Origin of the sequence: Nordella sp. HKS 07 (assembly GCF_011046735.1) — a bacterium.
Classification (GTDB): Bacteria; Pseudomonadota; Alphaproteobacteria; order Rhizobiales; family Aestuariivirgaceae; genus Taklimakanibacter.
The window spans coordinates 2,462,627-2,484,608 of record NZ_CP049258.1; the positions used below are offsets into that span (position 1 = coordinate 2,462,627).

At 61.2% G+C, this 21,982-nt stretch carries 17 protein-coding genes and 1 tRNA gene; 10 read left to right on the plus strand and 8 right to left on the minus strand.

Translation table 11 applies throughout. From position 1 onward, the window contains the following. Nucleotides 1-392: 392 nt before the first annotated feature. From G5V57_RS11565 to G5V57_RS11580, 4 genes are all read right to left on the minus strand, one after another. Nucleotides 393-1,415, minus strand: a complete 1,023-nt coding sequence (locus tag G5V57_RS11565; RefSeq protein WP_165167652.1) for an LLM class flavin-dependent oxidoreductase — start codon at nucleotides 1,413-1,415, stop codon at nucleotides 393-395. A 134-nt stretch (nucleotides 1,416-1,549) separates the two neighbouring features. Then, a complete protein-coding gene (locus G5V57_RS11570; RefSeq protein WP_165167653.1) occupies nucleotides 1,550-2,419 on the minus strand; it encodes an alpha/beta hydrolase in 870 nt (289 codons plus the stop codon). Next, the gene (locus G5V57_RS11575; protein ID WP_165167655.1) at nucleotides 2,416-2,862 is read right to left on the minus strand and encodes an SRPBCC domain-containing protein; all 447 of its coding nucleotides are present in this window, start codon (nucleotides 2,860-2,862) and stop codon (nucleotides 2,416-2,418) included. The genes G5V57_RS11570 and G5V57_RS11575 overlap by 4 nt, the downstream gene beginning before the upstream one ends. Then, entirely contained in the window at nucleotides 2,859-3,194 is a 336-nt protein-coding gene (locus G5V57_RS11580) for a helix-turn-helix transcriptional regulator (protein WP_165167656.1), read from the minus strand. The genes G5V57_RS11575 and G5V57_RS11580 overlap by 4 nt, the downstream gene beginning before the upstream one ends. 110 nt (nucleotides 3,195-3,304) lie before the next feature. Between G5V57_RS11580 and G5V57_RS11585 the strand changes: the two genes are divergently transcribed. The 4 genes from G5V57_RS11585 to G5V57_RS11600 are packed head-to-tail and all read left to right on the plus strand — an operon-like array spanning nucleotide 3,305 to nucleotide 4,793. Next, nucleotides 3,305-3,625: a helix-turn-helix transcriptional regulator gene (locus G5V57_RS11585; protein ID WP_165167658.1), complete on the plus strand. Its 321-nt coding sequence runs from the start codon at nucleotides 3,305-3,307 to the stop codon at nucleotides 3,623-3,625. Beyond that, a complete protein-coding gene (locus G5V57_RS11590; RefSeq protein WP_165167660.1) occupies nucleotides 3,622-3,849 on the plus strand; it encodes a hypothetical protein in 228 nt (75 codons plus the stop codon). Before G5V57_RS11585 ends, G5V57_RS11590 begins: the two co-directional genes overlap by 4 nt. 2 nt (nucleotides 3,850-3,851) lie before the next feature. Beyond that, nucleotides 3,852-4,322, plus strand: coding sequence for a DUF1801 domain-containing protein (locus tag G5V57_RS11595; RefSeq protein ID WP_206530358.1), 471 nt, complete (start codon nucleotides 3,852-3,854; stop codon nucleotides 4,320-4,322). 27 nt (nucleotides 4,323-4,349) lie between these two features. Beyond that, a complete protein-coding gene (locus tag G5V57_RS11600) occupies nucleotides 4,350-4,793 on the plus strand; it encodes an SRPBCC domain-containing protein (protein ID WP_165167663.1) in 444 nt (147 codons plus the stop codon). A 97-nt stretch (nucleotides 4,794-4,890) separates the two neighbouring features. On the opposite strand, the gene G5V57_RS11605 is transcribed toward G5V57_RS11600, so the two are convergent. Beyond that, the gene (locus G5V57_RS11605) at nucleotides 4,891-6,102 is read right to left on the minus strand and encodes an ATP-binding protein (RefSeq protein WP_165167664.1); all 1,212 of its coding nucleotides are present in this window, start codon (nucleotides 6,100-6,102) and stop codon (nucleotides 4,891-4,893) included. A gap of 399 nt (nucleotides 6,103-6,501) precedes the next feature. On the opposite strand from G5V57_RS11605, the gene G5V57_RS11610 reads away from it, so the two are divergent. Further along, nucleotides 6,502-9,972, plus strand: coding sequence for an autotransporter outer membrane beta-barrel domain-containing protein (locus G5V57_RS11610; protein ID WP_165167666.1), 3,471 nt, complete (start codon nucleotides 6,502-6,504; stop codon nucleotides 9,970-9,972). Nucleotides 9,973-10,465: 493 nt separating this feature from the next. Here G5V57_RS11610 and G5V57_RS11615 read toward each other — a convergent pair whose 3' ends face one another. Continuing rightward, nucleotides 10,466-13,912, minus strand: a complete 3,447-nt coding sequence (locus G5V57_RS11615; protein WP_165167668.1) for an AAA domain-containing protein — start codon at nucleotides 13,910-13,912, stop codon at nucleotides 10,466-10,468. Between the two features lie 138 nt (nucleotides 13,913-14,050). Here G5V57_RS11615 and G5V57_RS11620 point away from each other — a divergent pair, with 138 nt between their 5' ends. Both G5V57_RS11620 and G5V57_RS35190 read left to right on the plus strand, forming a co-directional pair. Further along, nucleotides 14,051-14,590: a hypothetical protein gene (locus tag G5V57_RS11620; RefSeq protein WP_246737595.1), complete on the plus strand. Its 540-nt coding sequence runs from the start codon at nucleotides 14,051-14,053 to the stop codon at nucleotides 14,588-14,590. After that, nucleotides 14,473-14,715: a hypothetical protein gene (locus tag G5V57_RS35190; protein ID WP_371744815.1), complete on the plus strand. Its 243-nt coding sequence runs from the start codon at nucleotides 14,473-14,475 to the stop codon at nucleotides 14,713-14,715. The genes G5V57_RS11620 and G5V57_RS35190 overlap by 118 nt, the downstream gene beginning before the upstream one ends. Before the next feature lie 325 nt (nucleotides 14,716-15,040). Here the strand turns inward: G5V57_RS35190 and G5V57_RS11625 are convergent, their stop codons facing one another. Beyond that, nucleotides 15,041-15,352 carry a very short patch repair endonuclease gene (locus G5V57_RS11625; RefSeq protein ID WP_165167670.1) on the minus strand — a complete coding sequence of 104 codons (312 nt, stop codon included), beginning with the start codon at nucleotides 15,350-15,352 and terminating at the stop codon, nucleotides 15,041-15,043. A 226-nt stretch (nucleotides 15,353-15,578) separates the two neighbouring features. Between G5V57_RS11625 and G5V57_RS11630 the strand changes: the two genes are divergently transcribed. Next, entirely contained in the window at nucleotides 15,579-16,529 is a 951-nt protein-coding gene (locus G5V57_RS11630) for a hypothetical protein (RefSeq protein ID WP_206530252.1), read from the plus strand. Between the two features lie 467 nt (nucleotides 16,530-16,996). On the opposite strand, the gene G5V57_RS11635 is transcribed toward G5V57_RS11630, so the two are convergent. Beyond that, nucleotides 16,997-17,073: transfer RNA gene (locus tag G5V57_RS11635), tRNA-Arg, on the minus strand. 616 nt (nucleotides 17,074-17,689) lie between these two features. Between G5V57_RS11635 and G5V57_RS11640 the strand changes: the two genes are divergently transcribed. Together G5V57_RS11640 and G5V57_RS11645 are read left to right on the plus strand one after the other, a co-directional pair. Then, a complete protein-coding gene (locus G5V57_RS11640; protein ID WP_165167674.1) occupies nucleotides 17,690-20,854 on the plus strand; it encodes an AAA family ATPase in 3,165 nt (1,054 codons plus the stop codon). Beyond that, nucleotides 20,841-21,980, plus strand: coding sequence for a YcaO-like family protein (locus G5V57_RS11645; protein WP_165167675.1), 1,140 nt, complete (start codon nucleotides 20,841-20,843; stop codon nucleotides 21,978-21,980). The genes G5V57_RS11640 and G5V57_RS11645 overlap by 14 nt, the downstream gene beginning before the upstream one ends. Nucleotides 21,981-21,982: the final 2 nt, after the last annotated feature.

Genomic DNA, 21,982 nt, shown 5'->3' on the forward strand with positions numbered 1-21,982 from the left:
CGAAGACGTCAGGCTGGATGCACGGCCACATCAGCTCTCTCAAAGGACAGGCGAAATTCGGAACTTCTCGAGGCAATCGGAAACTGCACCGCCCCTGGTAACGCATAAGGTCATCACGGAGGACTTCTCCGCCATCCCCGTTCTCCAGAACCTACCTAGAAGCGACACGTTCCTGACGTCGGCGATGCCTGGTGCGCGGGCCCACAATGGGAAGACCATAACGCCGCTTTCGCAAATGTCCAAGACGTGCCCAGGGAGCGAGTTTTCCCCCTAGCCATCCGGTCGATGGTCGTCGTTGAGACGACAGCCTTCGAGCATCCCCCGACTCAAGACTGGGGGTCGTTCTTCAAGGTGAACGAGAGATCGAGCAGGCATAACTCAAACGGCTCAGCTCACCGCCAGCCCAAGCCCGGCGCGACATGCTTCAGGATCGACTCGATGACATGCGCATTGTAGTCGACGCCGAGTTGATTGGGCACGGTGAGGAGCAGCGTGTCGGCCTCAGCGATGGCCTCGTCCTTGGCTAGCTCCTTGACCAGCACATCGGGTTCGGCGGCATAGCTGCGTCCGAAGATGGCGCGCGTGTCGGCTTCGATGAAGCCGATCTGTTCGGCGCTCTGATTGCCCTGCCCGAAATAGGCGCGGTCGCGGTCGTCCATCAGCGCGAAGATGCTGCGGCTGACCGAGACGCGCGGCTCACGCGTATGGCCGGCGGCTTTCCAGGCGGCGCGGAAGGCACGGATCTGCTCGGCCTGCTGGATGTGGAAGGGCTTGCCGCCTTCGTCGAATTTAAGCGTCGAGCTTTGCAGGTTCATGCCGAGCTTGGCCGCCCATTCGGCGGTGGCGTTGGTGGCCGCTCCCCACCAGATGCGCGGCCGCAAGGTCTCGGAATGTGGCTCGAGGCGCAGCAACCCCGGCGGATTGGGAAACATGGGACGCGGATTGGGCTCGGCGAAACCCTCACCCTTCAGGAGTTGGAGGAAGACTTCAGTATGCTGGCGCGCCATGTCGGCGTCGCTCTTTCCTTCCGGCGGACGGAAGCCGAAATAGCGCCAGCCGTCGATGACCTGCTCGGGCGAGCCGCGGCTCAGGCCCAATTGCAGGCGGCCGCCGGCGATCAAGTCGGCTGAGCCCGCATCCTCGACCATGTAAAAGGGATTTTCATAGCGCATGTCGATGACCGCGGTGCCGATCTCGATGCGGTTCGTCCGGGCGCCGATGGCTGAGAGCAGCGGAAACGGCGAGGCGAGCTGGCGGGCGAAATGATGGACGCGGAAATAGGCCCCGTCGGCGCCGAGCTCCTCCGCCGCGACCGCGAGGTCGATGGACTGCAGCAGCGTATCCGCCGCCGAGCGCGTCTGCGAATGGGACGAGGGCGTCCAATGTCCGAAGGAGAGGAATCCGATTTTCTTCATGGGGAGCCCGTTTCTGAAGCGTTTGGTGCGCTTAGGTGGGCCCCAGGCAATCGATCCGCAAGGGCTTCACGCGAAGGGCAGGGATGCATCGCAAGGGGTGGAAACCGATCAAAACCAATCGCGGACCGGCACCGTTACGCCAAGCCGAGATCCGCAAGCCAGTCCTGGAACAGATCGGCCCACCGGTCGGACGGCAGGTCCTGCTTCGCCAGACCGAAACTGTGACCGCCACGACGGAAGACATGCAGTTCGGCGGAACGCTCGGCATCGGTCCAGTCGGCATAGAGGGTTTCGACGAGCCGGCAGACCAGGAGATCGTCCTGCGCCACCACCGCGAATAGCGGCGGCGCATCCTCAGGGACCGGGCGTCCGCTGTCGCCGCCATAGATGGGTGCCACGAAAGCGAGCGGCGCCGCGCCGGGATCGATGGCAACATCGACCGCGAGGCAGGCGCCGATGGAGAAGCCGATCATGCCGATCTTGTTCAGATCGACGCCCCATTCCGTCGCCCGTTGGCGCGCGATGGCGAGCGCCCGGCGCCCGTCATCGGCCGCCGCTTGGCGGGCCTTGCCGGTGGAAGCGGGAAAGAGGTCGCTGATGGTCCGCGGCGCATGGCGCGCCTCCCGCGTCAGATCCATCTGCGCATACAGCTTCTTCATATAAGCGTCGAATTCCGCCGGCGCCGCGGGCGTTGCGCTCACACGGTATTTCAGGAGGAAGACGGTGTAGCCCTGTGTGATCAGCCAGCGCGCGATATCCGTTCCTTCATGCTGCCAGGTCAGGATGCGCCAGCCGCCCCCAGGGCAGACGATCACGCCGACACCGTTCGGCGTCTGCGGCCGGAACACGCTGAGCGTCGGATCTGACACATTGCGCAGCAGCACCGTATCCGCCGTAACGCCCACCGGTCCCCGATAGTCGATCTCGGGGCCGACGCCTTCGAGCGTCGTCGGCGGGCCGTCGGGCCAGAGCCTGATCACGTCGTCTTGCATCGTGTCGGTCATGGTGTGCACCCTCCCTTGTCAGCCGCGCCGGTGAAGATGTTGCCGAATCTGCCGAAGATGGCGTTCCACCCCTTCTCATGGGCCCGCGCCGGCTCGTCGGCCGGCAGGCCCGAATGCAGGAGAGTCAAAAGCGTGCCGTCTCCTCTGCTCTGGAACGTCACCGTGACCATCGTCTCCAGCCCCAAGGTGTTGGGCGACATCCAGGAATGCCGAAGGCGCGCCGGCGCCAAGATTTCGATGAAGCGTCCATAATGCGGCGTGCCGCCCAGCGATCGCCAGTACCAGAGCCCGCCCGCCTTCGCCGTGACGATCAGCTCTTCATGCTCATGCCAGGGAGAGCCTGGGATATTCGGATCGAGCCACGCATCGAAGACCTCGTTCCGCGGCGCCGGTATCGTGCGCTCGATCCTGATCTCGACAGTCCTGGCCGGGACGATCGTCATTTTCCCTTGGCCTTCTTCTCGTTTTTGTCCGCGAAATATCGCTCGAAGCGGTCGAGGTGCTGGGTCCAGAAGCGCTCATAGTCCTTCACCCATCCCGCCACCTCGCGCAGCGGTTCGGGTCGAAACGATATGAAGACTTCGCGGCCCTGTTTCCGGCGTTCGATCAGTCCCGCTCTCTCGAGCAGCTTCAGATGTTTCGTCACCGCGTTCAGCGCGGTGTCGAAGGGGGCGGCGACATCCGAGAAGCGGGCCGGCCCCTTCGCCAGCTGCCCGATGATGGCGCGTCGCGTCGGATGCGAAATGGCGGTGAGGACGTCGCTCAGATGATCCATGGATATATTACACCATATGGTGTAGTTTATTTCAAGCCGCTTGGCGCTTGACCCATTCATACCTCTCTGGCTATACGTTCGATCGATAGCCAGCCAGGTATGAATTCGACTTGACCCCTCAGGACCTGCTTTTTCGCGCCCTTGCCGATCCGACCCGCCGGACCCTGTTCGAAAGGCTGTGCCGCGAGGGGGAACTGACGGTCGGCGCGCTCACCGCCCGGGCAGGCATTTCCCAGCCTGTCGTCTCGAAACATCTCGGGGTGCTGAAGCAGGCAGGCTTGGCGCGCGACCGCCCGGAAGGCCGCCTCACTTATTACAGTGCCAAGGTCGAGGCGCTTTGCCCCCTGGTCGACTGGGCCAGGGAGATGGGCGGTTTCTGGGAGAACCGCTTCGACGATCTCGAAAGCCTTCTGAAAAGGATGGATAAATGAACTGGAACAAGCTCATCAGGCAGGGGCATCGCTGGCTGTCCCTTATCTTCACGGTGACGGTGATCGCCAATGTCATCGCGGTGGCGACAGGCCAGACAATGGAATGGCTTTACATGCTGCCGCTGCCACCGCTTCTGGTCATGATGATCACCGGCCTTTACATGTTCTTCCTGCCCTATGTCCGGAAGACGCAAGGCCAGCGGCCCAAACCGAGCGAGGTTTGAGCATGACGCAGAAGAAGACTGCCGGCGCGAAGAGCAAGCCGGGCAAAGCACCGCTGAAAAAATCGGCTGACGGCGTCGTCCTGCTCTCGGGTGGCAACCCGCAGATCGCCAAGGCCTATGGCGACGCGCCAGTGCAACAGTACATCGCAGCAATGCCGGGATGGAAAAGCGACGTCGGCAGAAGACTCGACAGGCTCATCGTCAAGGCCGTGCCTGCGGTCGAGAAGGCGGTCAAATGGAATTCGCCCTTCTACGGCACGGAGCAGGGTGTGTGGTTTCTGGGGCTTCATTGCATGACGAAATATGTGAAGGTCGCCTTCTTTCGCGGCGCGCATTTCAACCCGCAACCGCCCGGCCCGTCCAAGCAGAAGGACGTGCGTTATCTCGATATCTATGAGAACGACGAGATCGACGAGGCGTTGTTCATGGACTGGGTGAAGCAGGCAGCCGCGCTGCCGGGCGAGCGCATGTGAGAGACGAAGCGGAGCTCAAAACGACCCATGAATGACACATCGACCGGCACGCGCGCCGTTATTGTCGAGCGCGAGCTGCCTTATCCGCCCGAGAAGATCTGGCGCGCGCTGACAGAGCCGCATCTCATCGCGGAATGGCTGGCGAAGACGGACTTCAATGCCGTGACAGGGCATCGCTTCACCGTGAAGATCGACCCGCAGCCCGACAGAAGCTTTGTCTTCGCGTGCGAGGTCACCGCCGTCGAGCCCCACAAGGTGCTGACCTATACGTGGAATTCGGTGGGTGACGAGTCAGGCAATGGACTGCGGAGCACCGTGACCTGGCGCCTCACCGCCACGCCAACCGGCACGCTTTTGCGGATGGAGCAGTCGGGCTTCGCGCCGGATCGGCCGCATTTCTACCACGGCGCCCGCATGGGCTGGCCGCAATTCGTGACGAAGCTCGAAGAGGTGCTCGCGCGGATCGATTGAGGTCGAGATCTTGTCCGGTCGGTACTCGACTTGCTTTGCGATGAAGACCTGCCGCGCACGAAGTAATGCCCCACGGCGAGGATGGAAATCTAGATAATCAAGCGATGGGCAGCGTCAGATGCAGGATTGTCCCTGCAGAAGCTTTTGACGATGCCCAAAGATCTCCGCCATGCGTCTTGATAATCGAGCGGCAGATCGCCAGTCCCATCCCCATCCCCTTTGCCTTGGTCGTGAAAAACGGGTCAAAAATACGGTCCAGATAAGCGGGATCAATTCCGGGACCCGTATCCTCCAATGTCAGAAGAACCGCGTCTGGCTCTTGCCGATCCGATTTCACAATCAAGGTTCGTTCGCGATCGGCAACCTCACTCATCGCCTCCAGCGCATTCAAGACCAGGTTCGAGAGAACCTGCTGCAACTGTATTCGATCGGCGAGGACCTGGGGCAGCTTCTTTGCGAGCGCGGTTTGCAGCGCCACATTGCCGTTCGTAATGTCGCCGTGGACATGCGAGAGAACCTCACGAATGATTTCATTCGGGTCAACTCTTACTCTTTCGGACGTGTTCTTTCCGAAGAGGCCACGGACACTGGCGACAATCGCGCTGGCCCGGTGCCCGTCATTGACGACGCGTTCAAGGCACATCTTCGCCTCGTCCAGGTTGGGCGGCGAGTGCGCCAGCCAACGCAATCCAGCCGTTGCGTTGGTCACAACGGCGGCCAGGGGTTGATTGATCTCGTGGGCGATTGACGCTGTCATCGCATCCATCGTGGTTTGCCGGGAGATATTGGCGAACGCCAGTGCGGCTTGCGTTCGTTTCCGATGAGTGATTTCCTCTGCCGCCACGTTGACACCGATGATCGTGCCATCGCCGGCTTTCAGTGGCTGCCAACTGGTCGTCCAAAAGCGGTCGGTACCCGTTTCATCGGGCCTCTCGCCACTGACCTCGATACCCGTGATCGGTTCGCCCGTGGCAATGACCGATTGCACGATGCTCTCAACTTGCTCTGCAAGCCGGGGCAAGGTCTCTCTTACGGATCGACCCAGATGGTCGGCGACCGGAATGCCGCAGATTTCGGTCATGCGCTGGTTGATCTGGAGGTAGCGACAGTCGGGCGAAAGAAAAGCGAGACCGATGGGAATTGTATCGTAAATTTGCGCGAGATCGGGGGGCTGGTCTGGGGGCAGCCTATGGCGGTTCAATGCTTTCCGATTTCCCATCTGCACACCCAGATCGCAAAGACAGGCCTTGGAGGTCGAGTCCAGATCATGGCCGTCAAAGGAGCTGTGAATTTGAACTGGCCAATCCAAGGATCACTTGACGATACCACATGAGGGGGAGTGCCCAAATCACATCCGCTCGGGCTGGTCCGAAGAGAGCTTGCCTTTCCCTGCTCGAATCAGAACGCTCTAGAGAGTCAAGTGTTGCCAATAAATCACTATGCAACGCAAAATTGCATATAGCCGGCCAATGAAATTGACGGTTGGGGCTTTTTGGTAGAACATGGAACATCTACGGAAGGGGTTCTACGGCAGCCACTTAGCTAGGTCTGGTTCGCACGTCCTTGGGGAAGGACGCGTATGCGCCTATTCGAGGTTCAAACGAAGAACACCTCTACGTGCGCGCATTCGCGACACGGTTGTATTTTGTCTGTATTACTTGAATTCCTGGAGCTGCCGCGCGGCCGAAGGAGCACAGTGAAGGGCCGATTGATCAAGGCCGGAACATCTGTGCTTGTCGCGGCCTCTACCCTTGTGTTTTCCTTTATATTTGCTCCGGAATCGGCGCAAGCGCAGTGCGCGGGCCCTGCCGATAACACCATCTGCACACAGGGCGGCAACCCTTATGCCGGCGGCATTGACGTCGATACCGGCAACGGCGGCGGTCCCATCAACATCACGCTTCAACCGGGCGTCAACGTCGTCATTCCCGCACCGGGCATTAATGCCGTCAACGCCGCCAACTGGACGAACACGACTTCGGCCAGCGCCAACATCTCCATAATTGCAGACGGCGTTGTCATCACCAATACAGCCAATCCCGGTGGCAATAACCAGACCGGACTGCGAATACAGTCCAGTGGTGACGCCGTTATTAACGCAACGAACACCACGATTGATGTGAACGGCACCGCCAGCGACTGGGCGATATTGGCATTCGCAATGCCAAACACTGCCGGAACCCCTCATCTCGCGAGCGTAGTCTGGAGCGGCCCGGGCCTGAGCTCGAGCGGAATTGAATCGGGCGGCATTCAGGTGGACAACCGTGGTAATGGCGACGCCATCCTCGAAGCTTCCGGCAATGTCACGATCGTCGACGGGCGCTACGGCCTGCTCGCTCATGACGGTGACCCCTTCCCGACCGGAACCGAAGGATTTGGCAACGCAACCGTACTTTACCATAGTGGCACGATCGACATGAGCGTTGGAAACGCGCCCCGCGGCATCCTCGCCTGGGCTGGCGGCGACGGATCGGCGACGGCCATCACCGATGACGGCACGGTCATCAACACAAGCGGCCCGGTTCGTGGAGGCCCCGGCGTCTATGTCTTCGCAGGCTCGGCCACCGCGGCGAACAATCGAGCGGTAACCGCGATCGTGGCTTCGAGAATTACGAGCATCGGACCGGCGGACGCCAGCGATCCCCTCAACAGACCGAATGGTATTCGGGCCTTTAGCGCTCTCGATGCGCCAATAATTGTGGAGTACACAGGCCCAGGCATTACGACACAGGGTGGGAACGGCATCGGTATCGTGGCTCTGTCCGGCGGCGGCGGCATCGATGTGACCTCCACTGGTCCCATCACGACGAGCGGCTCTGTCGCCATGGGTATTTTCGCCGAGAGCAATAGCCAGATTGCACGATTCGCGATCGATCCCGAGTTCGGAACCGTCCCGGTGTTTGCTGGAACGCCCTCGGGCGCGGTCACGGTCAGCGCCACCGCCGCGATCTCCACCAGTGGGGCTGAATCCCATGGCATCTGGGCCAGCTCGACGAACCTCCCCGTTGAAGTCAATGCGACTCAAATCACCACCAGCGGCGAGTTCAGCGCCGGCATCCAGGCCACCGGCACATCAACGTCCGTCAACATCGCGGCGGGCGGCTCGGTGATGGGCGGCTGGCAGCCATCGGCGACCGGTGCAGGACCGAGCCCTGACTTCGGCATGCCGGCCGCTGGCGTCATGCTGGGCGCGGCCGGCGGCACCGCCACGCTGACGAACAATGGCAGTGTCGGGGCATTGTCCGATCGCGCCGTTGCGTCGGTTGACCCGTATCGGGCTGGATTTACAGGCGACATTAACATCGTCAACAACGGCACCATCACCGGCTATGTCACGCTCGGTGCCGGCAACGATACATTCCAAAACCTGACCCCGAATTCCTTCGATATCCGCAACTTCGCCGACACAAACGGTGACGGTAGTGGCGATACCAAAGCCGTGGCTATCTCCGATTTCGGCGCCGGCAACGACCTGTTCCTCAATGCGGCCAATGGCGTCGTGCGGCTGTTGCCGGTTACCGGGGAGACAACGACGGACGCGACCGGATACTACGTTCCGACCACCGGCATCCCCAGCCGTCCGCTGGAGGCAAGTTTCTACGACCTCAACCGCGCGGGCGTCGTTCAGGGCCAATTGGTCAATCTTGAGGAGTTCGACAATGCCGGCATCGTGGACCTGCGGGGTCCGGCCGTGGGCAATACACTGGTCATAACCGCCAACGCGACCGCCGGCGGTGCAGGGGGTAGCGGCCTGTATGTGTCCAATGGCGGCCAGTTGTTGCTCAATGCTGTGTTCAAAGACGGCATACCACTCGGGGGTCAGACCAATTCCTTCTCGGACATGCTGATCGTCGATGGTACCCAGCTGGGCACAGGTGCGACGGTCATCTCGGTAACCAATGTCGGCGGTAGCGGAGCTCTGACCCCGGGCAATGGCATCGAACTTGTGGAGGTGCGCAACAAGGCCGCCTCGGCACCAGGCGTCTTTGTGCTGAAGGGTGATTTCACGGCCTCGAACGGCCAGCCGGCAATAGTGGTTGGGGCCTTTGCCTATTCGCTGTTCCAAAATGGCGTCGGCGCCGACAGCGCCGACGGCAACTGGTATCTGCGCTCGCTAGGGCTCGAGCCCACCGTTCAGCCCGCTGTTCCGGTGTATGAGGCTTATCCGCAGAACCTGCTGGCGCTGAACGGCCTGCCGACGATGCAGCAGCGCGTCGGCAACCGTCAGTGGGCGCGGCCGCCGGAGACGGTGTTCTGCAAGGATCCCGCGCAGGACTTCAAATGCCCCGTCACCGACGACGAGGCAAAATATTATGCCGATGGTCAGACCGTTATCGAGGGTGGGGCGATCTGGGGCCGCATCGAGGGCACGCACAGCCATATCGAACCCGGCCTCACCACCACGGATACGGACTATGACACCAACCTCTGGAAGCTTCAGGCCGGTTTCGACGGCCTGCTGCACGAGGCCGATGATGGTAGCAAGCTGATCGGCGGCATCACCGCGCATTACGGCCAGGCGAAGAGCGACGTGAACTCGCCCGTCGGCGATGGCGACATCACCAGCGACGGCTATGGTTTCGGCGGCACGCTGACCTGGCTCGACACCAGCGGCTTTTATGTCGATGCCCAGGCCGCGCTGACCTGGTTCGACAGCGATCTTTCCTCCGACAGCCTCGACCCGGAAGTCGACGGTAATGACGGCTTCGGCTATGCGCTCTCCCTCGAGGCTGGCCAGACAGTGGACCTCGACGGGGACTGGGCTCTGACCCCGCAGGCGCAGCTCATCTATTCGCAGGTCGACTTCGATAGCTTCACCGATGCGTTCGGCACCGAGGTTTCACTTGAGAATGGCGACAGCCTGCGCGGCCGCCTCGGCCTCTCGGCCGACTGGGAGCAGAGCTGGAAGGACGATGACGGCAAGACACGGCGCAACCATGCCTATGGCATCGCCAATCTCTATTACGAGTTTCTTGACGGCACGGAGGTGGACGTGGCCGGCTTGGCGGTCGAGTCCCGCCCCGAGCGGCTGTGGGGCGGGCTGGGGCTTGGCGGTACCCACAATTGGGACGACGACAAATACTCCATCTATGGCGAAGTCTGGGTCGACACCAGCCTGGAGAGTTTCGGCGATAGCTACGCGTTGAATGGTACTGCAGGGTTCCGCGTCCGGTGGTGAGCGGACGCTCCGCCGGCGGAAGGTCGGGCTTCCGACAGCGCTCAGGGCAGCGAAAATCATCATCCCCACAATCCGCTGATAACTCCTGACATTTGGCCGTGGTAAGGCTGACGTGTAAATCCATATCGGACGATCGCCCAGACACGCACTCCGATCAGCACATCAACCAGTGCTGCCGCCCAGCAAATGTCCGGCGATGCGACGCGCCCCGATGTCTCTAGTGGCATAGTAGGGGAACGCGGTGTTGAGCCCCGAAATATGATCGCGAGCGAAGTCAGCCACGTTTCAAGAAATCTCGTGTTTTGCCTTCAAGTCTTTTGGTGCCGAGCCGATTTATGGACAGTCGCCTCGCAAGGCTATGCCGGCCGTGACGGAAGATCGGAATAATGTGACCCGCGGATACGAACTTACCGGCGCCAGTTCTTGAACAGATGCCGTGTGCTTCTACCTGGATCTGCCAGACCGCACTCACGGTAAGAGCAAATCCGTCGCTTTAATAGCAGGATAGAGTGCGGGCTTTGATGCTGTCTTCGAGGACCTGGATTTCAGGCCCCAAATGCTTGCCACGATAGACAACCGAGGTTTCGTGACGGGCAAATTCGCCAGTTCGGTGGGCGCTGAACCAATTGAACGAGCCGACCGAAAGCAACGTGTCGTCCGCCCATACCATCTTGCTGTGAAGCTGTTCGACTGCATGGACCTTCACGCCGATCCCAGCCAATGTTTCTTTGGCTTCTGCGAAAATATCCTGTCCTGGTTTGCTTCGGGCGCGGGTCAAATGGGGATCGGCGTAGATCTCCACCTCGACGCCGCGTTTGTGAGCTGCGGTGATGGCGGCAGTGAAGCCCATCTGTTCCATGGTCGCGATGTTGATCCAGGGTGAGACGATGCAAAGCCTGCGCTGGACGCTCGCGAGTTCCTTCAGCAAGAAGGCGTCATGCTGGGCCGCGTCGCGCAGGGTTTCGATCGCTCGTTTCCCCGGGGCCAGATCAGTTCGTGATGGCACCTCGAAAGCAATCTCGTTCGCACTATCCTTCCAGAGGAAGCGCGCGAGGACGGATCGCGGGCTGCCTGGCGGTGCGGAAGCCAGCGTATCCATGTCTCCAAAGACGAGAAAGGCGTCTTTCGCGCGCGAGACTGCCACGTTGAGCATGCTGGGAGAGAGGTCGATAAAACCGCCATCGGCATGCTTCGAATAGACCGGCGAAAAGATGACCACATCACGCTCGGCGCCCTGCAGCGCATGAACGGTGCCGATGGTCATGCCGTGTCGGCCGATGTCGATGCCTTGGGCGGCACAGGCATTGCGGATTTCGCGGACTTGACGGCCGAAGGGCGTGACGATTCCGACGATGTCTTCCAGACGCTTGCCATAGTGCGCCTTCAGCTCGTCGGCATTGGCGGCGAGCCAGGCAGCGATGGTTTGCGCCTCGAGCGAATTGAATCGGCTGCCGCCCGCTGACATCGCCATGCCGTTGACATGAAGATAGCCCATCGGACGTAACCCGCCATCCTTGACCGGGCCGCGCATGGGTTGCAGTGTTCCCTTGTAGCAAAGGTCGTTGCAGAAGCCGATGATTTCGTCACGGCAGCGCCGGTGCTCGAAGAGATAGAGGCCCCGTTCCAGCTCTGGATGGGGATAGAAGCGGCAGGCTGACTGCGCGAGCCGCATCGTGCTTCCGCTGCGCGATGTAAGACCGACCATACTAAGCGCCTGTAAAGCTTCTCGTCCTCCTTCGGGGGGCAGAAGCCCCGCCTCGATCAAGTTGCCGGTGTCGACGGCGGCGGTCAGCACGGAGATAGGTTCGATCTGCTGGATATCCCCGATCACCAATGCCCGTTTTGCCAGAGCGAAGGATGGTCCCGCGACTTCCGGCAGCACCTGGCCGGCCTCGTCCACGATCAGAAGATCGATGTGATTGAACAGGTATTCCGTGCGATAGCTGCCCGAAGCGTTGTCACGGCAAGTCATTTTCCTCGGGAGGGTCGCAAAGGTAGATACGGCACACGGCGTCAGCATCATCCGGCGGGACCACATCGGCACGACCATGCTGCGATCGTTGCCGCCGCGGCCGCTTTGCTGCACCCGGTGGAGTGCCGGCAACGCCTTCTCCATTGCCAGCAGCCAGCGGCCTTCCCAGTAATGGGTGGCGAGTAAGAAGAGACGGAATCGCACGAAACGATCGGCCGCGCGGTCGAACTCCAGCAGATCGGTGCCATCCTCTGCGTTCGCGAGCAGCGTCCTGGCCAGCGTGCGCCATTCCTCTTCCCGTGCCTTTTGCTCGGCAACGGCTCGTTCGGCCTGGTTATAGGCTTCCGTAGCCTCTTTTACCCGCTCCGCGGTATCGCGCGAATGCTTCTTCAGTCGGTCGTCGATTGCCCCGACACGTTCGGCTACCGAAAGCGCATTAGGTGCACCCGCGTCGCGCAGAAACACTCGCGCCCGCAGGACTCGCTTGCGTGCCACCGGCGGCAGGAAACCGAATAGCGAATACAGCATCGGCTCAGCCGCAAGCCAATCTTCCCATTTGTGCAGAAGTGCGTCGACTTCGGCCTTTTCGGCTGTGTTGCGCTCCATCGCGTCGCGGCATCTGGCAAACGCGGCTTCCGGATTATCCCCCAGAATCCGCCGGACAGCATTTTCCGCCTCGCGGCATCTTGCGTGAACCTCATCGGCCCGCTTGAGCAATCCGCTTTCCTCTTGCAGATGCTGATGCAGTTCAGCAACAACCGCTGCCACATTCGTCTGCGTCAGGTCCGGGAAAGCTCTCCGAGCAGCCTCCAGATAGGTCGCACGTGCGTGGCTCAGATATTCCGGTGTTTCGAGTTTCTGGAAAAAGCGTTCGGTCTGGTATTTCGTCGAAGCATCCGCCTCTTTGCTGACTGCGGCGAGGAACAAGCCGAAGCTTTTGATCTCCGGCAGCCAGCGCCCCGCAAAGGGGCCTTCACCTTGCCCGAAGTCCTTTCCGAAGGCGTCGATGATATTCGTGACGGCCTGATTGTTGGTGGATGCCGCGACGATCAACGGTGGATTGGCCTGCTCTAACGCGGCACGCACCCATAGCCCGGCGATCGCCGACAGGAGCATCGTCGTCTTGCCGGTGCCGGGTGGACCGTTCACAGCAAGAATCTCGCCGTCACGCGCCGCAGCCAGATGTGCAAGGACTTCGCGCTGACGATCGGCGACGGGGAATTCATCGTTGGAATGACCGAGGCGCTCCGCCAATGGGAAGGGGGCTTGGCGCCCGGGTTCGATGTTGCACGGAGCCCTGCGTGCGAAATTCGCCAGAAGCGGGCTCTCCGGCTGTTCGTGGATCAAGGTATCGCTCAGGGCGAGGATCTGTTTCACCGTCTCTGCCGCCTCGGTCGCAGATCGAATTAGCCCGTGGCCGACGATTTGGTATTCTGGGTCCGAGGCTGGCCAGTTGCCGCCGACTTCATCCATCAATTTCCGCCAATGGTCCTCATGGCGTTGCCAAAGATCCGGGTCTTCTTCTTTGACCGAAAAGGGCTGGGCCGTCAGAAAGCTGTCGAGATCCGCGGCGCGGCCGATGGAGAAGGCGCCGCGCGCGAGCGGATCGAGGATGTCTCGTGCAATTACGCTGTGACTGGGCAGGATTCGGCCCTCGCGCGTGACCTGTGCTTCGGTCACGACCGGGGTGACTTCGAGCGGAAGGCCGTCACGACGCGATTGGCTATGCCGGCTCTGCCGTCGAACATGGAGCGGACGGTAGCTGACCGCGATACGCCACACATGCTCCCGCACCTTGTCAAAGAGAAAATCGACGGCCTCTTGTCTAAGAATACCGGTCTCGACTTCCTCACGGGACAGGCTGTGAAACTCCTTGAGCATCTTGCCGTTCAGGCAGGCATCTCCGATCGCGCTATCGGCGACTGCCGAGCGCCAGTAATTCAGAATGGCGGCATCCGTCTTGGCCATTATTCACCCAGGGTAAATTCGTTTACTTATCTCTCATACGGTTAGTAAGGATTCAACACGTGATGCCGGACTCAGCTTGCTGCAGGGCGCAGGTTTGTTATTCGACAATGCGTGCGTCACGAGTCCGCAGAACATGTTGTGGCTATCGCGGCCGCGCGGCGCCGGGGCGTTACCGTCTACGCCGAGACCTGCCCGCAATATATCGCACTCGATTCGACCGATCTCGACAGGCCGGGCCTCGAGGGTGCCAAGGCGCTGTGCAGTCCGCCGCCCCGCTGGCCCGGCAGCGACGCCGCCATCTGGCAGGGGCTCGAGGACGGCTTCTTCAATGTTTTCTCCTCCGATCACAGCCCCTACCGCTTCGACAAATCCGGCAAATTCCCGCATGGCGGCGACGTGCCGTTCAACCGCATCTCGAGCGGCGTGCCGGGCATCGAGACACGCTCCCCTATCCTGTTCTCGGAAGGCGTTTCCACGGGGCGGATCGACATCAACCGCTTCGTGGCGCTCAATTCACCAATGCGGCCAAGATTTACGGCCTCTATCCGCGCAAGGGCACCATCGCGGTCGGGTCCGATGCCGATATCTGCATCTGGGACGACCAGTATGAGACGACGATCGACAATGGCGGTCTTCATCACGCGGTCGATTATACCCCCTGTCAGGGGATGGGCATAATGGGCTGGCCGGCGATCACCCTGTTGCGGGGGAAGTCATTGCGGAATACCAGTCGTTCTGCGGGTCTGCGGGCCACGGCCGCTATGTTCCCGCCGACAAGCGCATCCCGACCAGGACGACAATGACACCGACTCACACCGAGCTGTCGAAGCTGGGAGTGTCGTCCCTTTTCGGATGAAAGCCGCCCTGGCGTCACAAGTGGAGGCTGAGGAACATCGTCGCGAAATCGAAGCACCGCTGACAAAGTCAGCCGATCGGGTCGGTGTCTTGTTAATATTGAACCGATACGTTAGCGCACTCGTTTGGAAACTGAAGCACCTGTAAACTCTGTTGAGTACCCTAACTCCCGTAACCAAATGGCGGTGTCTTGCAGGATATGATAGATGCTTGGTGCATTCTTGCCACGAAGGCAATACTCCCAAATTACGAGACTGCGCCAGCCAAGTGCGGCTATGGCTTGAGTATTCTATTTTCTCGCTCCTTGGTTCGCGCAATCTTCGGATGCCAGTACGACTCGTTTGATGACGGCAGCCTCGCTGCTGCGCAATCATGACCATTCCAGTAGCATCCGTGAATCCATATCACAGCCATAAACTTTGGCATGACTAAATAAGGGCGCCCGGGGAAACAATTGTTATGGAGCAAATAGCGAAAACCCATTGCGTGCAGGCGTCGCCTAACTGCAATTTCCGGGCGAGTGTCGCGATCCCGAATAGAAGCCATAATATGGCTGCGGACCGCAGGAGACACAGTATCGATCATAGCCAGCTATGCTCGCACACCCCGCAGGGAGTCACGGAATGATTGAAGTCGGCTCGAGGCCGCTTTTGTAAGGGAGTAGTGAATGCGATTAATTCGAGATACTCGGACGCTCAGCAATAAGGCCATCTCATCCCTTCGCATGGCTATGACCACCTTTAATTCTTATGAAGATGAGGGCCGTATATGCTCGGTCCTATTGCACCTACAGCATGCTTGCGAGATGCTATTGAAAGCCGTCTTGGTGCAACATCGGGTCAAAGTGTTCGACAAAGCGAGCGGCATGAGCATAGGATTCGATAGATGTCTTCATCTCTGTCGTCAGGATCACGGGCTGACCGAATCTGAGGCAGGAACAATGCGCGCAATTGATGCACTAAGAGACGCAGAGCAGCATTGGATTGTGATAGTCGAAGAAGACCTTCTTTATATGCACTCACGGGCAGTAATTACGGCCTTTGATTCCTATCTGAAACGCGCTCTTGATTTCGATCTTAATTCGCGAATCCCGCAGAGAGTGTTGCCGGTTTCCACTATGCCGTCTGGCGATTTTGAATACTTGGTAGACCGCGAATTTCAATTGGTTTCAAAATTGCTCAAGCCTGGTAATCGCAAGCGCGACGAAGCCCGCGCACGCATTCGATCTCTGCTTGCCATGGAAGCGCTTGTTGCGGAGGAGGTGAAGATTTCGGAAAAGGACATAAGTCGTATCGAACGAGCAATAAAGAACCGGATTGAACTTGGCAAAGTGTTCCCTCGCTTGAATACGATTGATAGTGCGATCAGTGGTGGAGGGCCGACTCTCACCGTTCACTTCTCAAAGAAGCAGGGTGCTCCAGTAAGGTTTGTTGGTGGCGATGATCCTGAGGGTGCGGCGGCTGTTCGACAAGTCGATCTGCAGAAGAAGTATTACTTGAGTGCCCAAATGCTCGCGGAGTCGACGAAACTGAGTGCCCCGAAGTCGCTTGCGCTTCGCCGGCATCTTGGGATCGATAATGATCCAAACTGCAGGCACACATTTGAGTTTGGAAAGTCAAAGTTCGATCGGTTCTCCGACAACGCGCTCGCAAAAATGAAAACAGCAATCAGCGATGGAGTCGACATGAACGAGATTTGGGAATTATGCGGTCGAGGAGGCAGGGGAGCAAAGCGGATTACTGCTCCTGCAAAATTGGCGTAATGCTCCATCACATCGACCTTCAACGGCTCTTGCTGCCAAAGATGATGATCCCGCCAAAATACCGCTTGTCATCGCGTCAGCGAGCAAAAGCTGTTCGCTGGTTCACTTATCGTTTCTGTCCTACTCGGGACATAGGTAACAGGTGATGCCGGAGAATAGGTTACGCTTTTCGGCGGCGACGGGATATCTGAGCTTTGCCAGGAGCTCCCAAGATTATGGAGCTGCCAGGCGCTATGCGGACGTCCATACACCGCAATTCTCAGCGAAGTCTTTGCCGACCAGAAGATTGGCATCAAGCAGGCCACAGGGCGCATCTGGCTCGTCACCTTCATCGACTATGATCTCGGATACTTCGATGATACGGAATGCCGGATAGAACCACTGGAGAACCCATTCGGCCCAAAGGTGTTACCTATGTCTCCGGAATAATCCGTGACCCATGTCTCCGGTATAGACCCCGATGAAAATGGCGCACCCGACAGGATTCGAACCTGTGACCTCTGCCTTCGGAGGGCAGCACTCTATCCAGCTGAGCTACGGGTGCATCTGAAGAGTGGGCGACATATAGCCGAAGCCGGAGGCGCGCCGCAACCTGTCCACGTACGATTCCAGCGAGAGCTCGGCGCGCGCGTCCAGGAAGAGATCTGACGCTGCCTCCGCCCATCGGCAGATGGCAGTCGGCATATCCGCAGTCCGGCTGCCTCATTGCCCTTGTATTCGTGGGCTGGACCGCAGGATACCAGCGTCGGTGAACCGGCGCCGGAGAGGCAAGCATGTCGAATTTAAGTATTCCCCGTTCTTCGTATCGGCAAATTCCCTGCTCCGCCCCGATCTTTGGCGTTAATCCATTGATATTGTTGGGCCTAAAGAATTTTTTTGCGAAAATACCCTGCAAATGCCTGCAAATCCCTGCTCTTTCCCAGGTCATCCGGAACGCCGGAGGATGGGCGCGCCGGCGGCAAAAACGAAGCCCCGACAGGCCTGCGCGGTCGGAGCCGCAGCCGATGCCGCAGCCGCCTGACAAGCGGCCCCGTCGACCCGAGCCGGATTTCGGGGCGAACAAGACCCCCGCCCCTGTCACCTCATACATATCCCTGATTGAGGGTTCCCCTTCCCGCATCCGGTGCTACCTTACGCCCAAGATAGTGTTTGGGGATCCGATGGCGGCTAGACCATCTAAACCAGGACCGGCCGCGCAAGCGCGGTCGGGCAAGGCGGATTTGGCCTCCGCCGGCGAACGCCGGCAGGTCACCGCTTTGTGCTACGACCTCGTCCAGTCCACCGACCTCATGCGCCGCCTCGATCTCGAGGACTATCAGGACCTGATGACCGCCTTCCACGCCGCCGCGGCCGAGGCGGTCACCCGCAACCGCGGCGTCATCGCCGATACCTATGGCGATGGCGGCATGGCGATCTTCGCCTCGCCCACCGACCCCAAGGACACCGCTTCCCTCGCTGTCGAAGCCGGCCTCGCTTTCATCGAAGCCTGCCAGAAGCGCTCGGCCGGGCGCGGCGCCATCCCCCTCGAAGTGCGCATTGGCGTCGCCACCTCGATGGCCATCATCGCCCAGGCCCCGGCCGGCCAGGGCAGCCTCACGCCGGAAAGAGTCACCGGCGTCGCCCCGGCACTGGCCGCCAGGCTGCAGACGGTAGCGCGGCCCAACGCTGTCGTCGTCTCGCAGCTCACCCGCCAGCTGGCGGGGCGCTCCTTCTCCTTCCGCTTCCTCGGCAAGCAGACGCTGAAAGGCTTCGAGCCGGAAAGCGCCTGGCAGGCGCTGCGCCATAAAATCCAGCTCGACCGCTTCTTCGCCTTCGGCAAGCTCAGGGCCCGCATCGTCGGGCGCGACCGCGAATTCGCGCAGTCGCTCGCCTGCTGGGAAAAAGCGCTGGCCGGCCACGGCAATGTCCTCCTCCTCGAAGGCGAGGCCGGCATCGGCAAGTCCCGCCTCCTGCATGAGATCCGCAAGGCCGCCCGCCCGACAAGGCGCCGCCTGCTCCTCTTCCAATGCGCGCCGGGCGGCGTGAATGAGACCTTGCATCCGCTGCTCCAGGCCTTGACCCAGAATGCCGGCCAGGCCGGGCGCCGCATCACGGCCGCCCGCGTCGAGGCGCTGTTTCGTCGCCAGGGCATCACCGACCGTGAGGTGACGGCCCTGTTCTCCTTTCTCTTAGGTGCTGAGGATGCCGGCGATCTGGGCCTCAAGGGCGCCTCGCCGGAAGCCATCCGCGAGAAGGTGATCGAGGCCGCCGAATACTGCCTCGCCAAGCTCGCCGCCGACGGCCCGCTCCTCATCGCCATCGAAGACGCCCATTGGATCGACCCGACATCATCGATGATCCTGGCGGCGCTGGCGCGGCGCGTGGCCAACCATCCCGTGCTGCTCATTGTCACCTCACGTAAATTCGATCCCCAGCTGCGCCCCGGTAATGGCGAGACCAGCCTCATCGCGCTCACAGCGCTTGACCGCGAGGCGACGCGCCAGGCCTTGGAGCAGAGCTGGCCGGAAGCCGCACAACTCCTGCCCAAGGCGCTGCTTGAGCCCATCCATGATCTCACCAACGGCAATCCGCTCTTCGTCGAGGAGCTCAGCCAGTGGATGAGCGAGAATCAGGGCACGGTGACCGAAACCCTGACCAGGAGCACCACCATGGCGCGCGGTGCCGCGCTGGAGAGCATCCTGGCGGCCAGGCTCGCCAATCTCGGCCCCGCGGCGGATATCGCGCGTTATGCAGCGGTCGCCGGCCGCGATGTCGATTTCTCGCTGCTCTGCGGCGTCCTGCCGGACCTCGATACCGGCATCATCCTCGATTCGCTGAAGGCCTTGGGCGATGCCGGCATCCTGTTGCGCAACCGCATCCCCGGCTACCCGTCCTATTCCTTCCGCCATGCCTTGATCCAGGACACGATCTACAACAGCCTCCTGCGCAAGACGCGCCAGGCCGTGCATGGCCGCATCTTCCATCTCGTCACCGACAACCGCGATCTCGCCCCCTGGATCGGCTCCTCGGCGCTCGCCGACCATGCCGAGCGCGCCGGCTTCATCGACGAGGCGATCGGCGCCTATGTCGAGGCCGGCAAGGAGAACTCCGCCCATTCGGCGCTGGCCGAGGCGAAGCAGCTGCTCGACCATGCTTTGGCGCTGGTGGACGCCGCCGAGCCTGAGGACCAGGACCGGCTCAAGCTCGCGGTCATCGCGGCGCTGTGTCCGGTGCTCACCGGCATCGAGGGCAAGAAGTCGCCGCGCGCCGCTGAGCTTTACGAGCAAGGCGTGGCGCTGGCGCGGCGCCAGCGGCCGGAGGATCAACCCAAGCTCTTCCCGGTTTATTGGGGCTGGTGGTTCACCGCACCCGATTTCACCGCCTGGCTCGGCCGCACCCGCGCCATCTTCGCCGATCTCAAGGATGTCGACGATGCCGAGGTCCAGCTGCAGACGCGCCATTGCGTCTGGGCCATCGATTTTAATGTCGGCCACCACGAGACCTGCATCGAGGCCGTTGATGCCGGCATGGCGATTTATGACGAAGGCCGGGGAGCGGAGAATTTCACGCTGTTCGGCGGCCATGACGCCAAGGTCTGCGGCCTCGGCCAGCGCGGCTTGTCGCTGTGGATGACCGGGCAGGGCAGTGAAGCCGTGGACTCGGTGGAGCAATCGGTCGCCTGGGCTGAAAAGATCAGCCATCTCGGCAGCTTGGCGCATGCCTATGACATCGCCGCCATGCTGCATCGCTACCGGCGCGATTTCGAGGCGCTCGCCGTCATCATGGCGCGTATGCGCGAACTCGCCGAACGGCATGGCCTGCCGGCGCTCCTGGCGAAGACCATGATCTTCGACGGCTGGAGCCTCGGCGTCACCGCGGATCCGCGCGCCGGCCGCGTCATGATGGAAGAGGGGCTCGCCCTTCAGGCCAAGGTCGACACGCCCGAGGATCTACCCGTCTATAACGAGATGCTGGCCGAGGTGCTGGGCCTCGCCGGTGATGCCGAGGAAGGCTTGCGGCACGTCGCCGCCGCGGTCGCCGCGGTCGAGGAAAGCGGCCATACCTACTGGCTGGCGCAACTGCATCACCGCCGCTTGCGGCTTCTGGCGCAGATCGGGGCGGCACCCGAACTCCTGATGGACGCCGCCGAGAGCGCCTTGCGCATCGCGCTCGAGCAGAAAGCCGTCACCTTGCTGATCAGCACCTATCGCACCGTCGTGGCCCTGGGCTTCTCGCAGGAGCTTCTGGAACGCTACCGCCCGCATGTCCACGAGGCGGAAAAGATGGTGGAGCCGGACAGCATTCTCTTCGCCCATCCCGAACCACCGCCCGATGCATCGAGGTGACCGCGACGGCCGCATCGGGCCTGCGGCGCCGGAGTTATTGCGCAGCCTTCTGCAGCGCCTCGGAGACTTGGGAATCACGCGGCTCGGCGACATCACCGGCCTCGACCGCATCGGCATTCCCGTCATGCAGGCGGCGCGGCCGCTGTCGCTGTCCAATTCCGTGAGCCAGGGCAAGGGCGCCACGGTGGAAGTCGCCGCCCTTTCGGCCATTCTCGAAGCGGCGGAATGTTTCTTCGCCGAACGCGTCGCGCATTTCACGGCGACGACCGCCGCGGCGGAGGCTCTCGCCGTCGCTCCCGCCACATTCGCGCGCCATCTGACGGAAGACTGCCCGCCATCCTGGCAAGGCCAGAACATCGCCTGGGTCGACGCCGAGGACCTGGTCTCCTCTTCGAAGGCGTACATTCCGATGGGCCTCGTCCACACCGCCTATGTCCACCCGCCCGACCGGCAGGATGCCTGGTTCAAGGCCTCAACCAGCGGCCTTGCGGTGGCGGGCACACGTCACGACGCGGTGCTGCATGGCCTGCTCGAATGTTTCGAGCGCGACGCGCTGTCACGCGCGCAAGCGACCCACGGCTTCTTCCAGCGCCGCCGTATCGATCCCGCCACCATCGCGGACCGGGATCTCAACGATCTTTTGGAGAAGGTGGAGGGCGCCGGCCTTCTGGCCGGGCTCTGGCAGGCTGAAGCATTTGGCGGCGTCCCGGTCATCTGGTGCCATCTGCTCGAAGCGGATTCGCAGAGCGGCACGCTCATTCCCTTTCCCGCCGAAGGCTCCGCCGCCGGCCTCGATCCAGCCAGGGCGGCCTGCCGCGCCATCAGGGAAGCGGCGCAGGCGCGCCTTGCCGCGATATCGGGGGCGCGCGAGGACATCACGCGGCTTTCCTATCCGCGCTATCCCGACTGGGACATGATCGAGGCGCATCGCCGGTTGCTGCGCGACGGCCCGCGCCCGATGCGCTTCGAGTCCCTCTTCACCGGGACAGGGGAGGACTGGCTCGCCCGTCTCCTGGAGCTGGGACTTTCATCCATCCTCGTCGTCGATCTCGAGACCGCGCCCTTTGCCGATCTCGCGGCCGTCAAGGTTCTCGTTCCCGATCTCGCCCCTTTGGACGAGGCGTGATC

Excerpts from the sequence above, each read along its gene's own strand:
- G5V57_RS11645 (WP_165167675.1), top strand. The coding sequence starts at position 20,841 with ATGCATCGAGGTGACCGCGACGGCCGCATCGGGCCTGCGGCGCCGGAG.
- G5V57_RS11625 (WP_165167670.1), bottom strand. The coding sequence starts at position 15,352 with ATGATCGATACTGTGTCTCCTGCGGTCCGCAGCCATATTATGGCTTCT.
- G5V57_RS11600 (WP_165167663.1), top strand. The coding sequence starts at position 4,350 with ATGAATGACACATCGACCGGCACGCGCGCCGTTATTGTCGAGCGCGAG.
- G5V57_RS11590 (WP_165167660.1), top strand. The coding sequence starts at position 3,622 with ATGAACTGGAACAAGCTCATCAGGCAGGGGCATCGCTGGCTGTCCCTT.
- G5V57_RS11580 (WP_165167656.1), bottom strand. The coding sequence starts at position 3,194 with ATGGATCATCTGAGCGACGTCCTCACCGCCATTTCGCATCCGACGCGA.
- G5V57_RS11565 (WP_165167652.1), bottom strand. The coding sequence starts at position 1,415 with ATGAAGAAAATCGGATTCCTCTCCTTCGGACATTGGACGCCCTCGTCC.
- G5V57_RS11615 (WP_165167668.1), bottom strand. The coding sequence starts at position 13,912 with ATGGCCAAGACGGATGCCGCCATTCTGAATTACTGGCGCTCGGCAGTC.
- G5V57_RS11570 (WP_165167653.1), bottom strand. The coding sequence starts at position 2,419 with ATGACCGACACGATGCAAGACGACGTGATCAGGCTCTGGCCCGACGGC.
- G5V57_RS11640 (WP_165167674.1), top strand. The coding sequence starts at position 17,690 with ATGGCGGCTAGACCATCTAAACCAGGACCGGCCGCGCAAGCGCGGTCG.
- G5V57_RS11575 (WP_165167655.1), bottom strand. The coding sequence starts at position 2,862 with ATGACGATCGTCCCGGCCAGGACTGTCGAGATCAGGATCGAGCGCACG.
- G5V57_RS11595 (WP_206530358.1), top strand. The coding sequence starts at position 3,852 with ATGACGCAGAAGAAGACTGCCGGCGCGAAGAGCAAGCCGGGCAAAGCA.